General features: G+C 78.6%; 1 pseudogene. It reads right to left on the bottom strand.

The features are described from left to right. Positions 1-252, bottom strand: a pseudogene (locus DW850_RS10235) (lantibiotic ABC transporter permease); the annotation flags it as partial.

Genomic DNA, 252 nt, shown 5'->3' with positions numbered 1-252 from the left:
CCCCGCGCGCGCGGGCCAGGCGAGCGGCACCCAGCTCAGGGGCGTCGCCAGGGCACCGGTGAGCTCGCCGGTCATGAGGCCGTGCGCAAGTCCGCCCACCGAGAAGAACGCGAGGAGCACCCCCGCAGCGCCGGCGCCGATGGCGGCGTTGCGGCCGAGGCGCAGGGCCACGCCGAGCCACAGCGCGTAGAGGGGCAGGCTGCCCAGCACGATGCCCGCCCACGCGGCCGCAAGCGGAGCGGGCCCGAGCGG

The organism is Collinsella sp. AM36-4AA (genome assembly GCF_003467795.1).
Classification (GTDB): Bacteria; Actinomycetota; Coriobacteriia; order Coriobacteriales; family Coriobacteriaceae; genus Collinsella.
The sequence above is the reverse complement of the archived record's forward strand: the minus strand, read 5'-3'. Positions and strand labels throughout refer to the sequence as shown.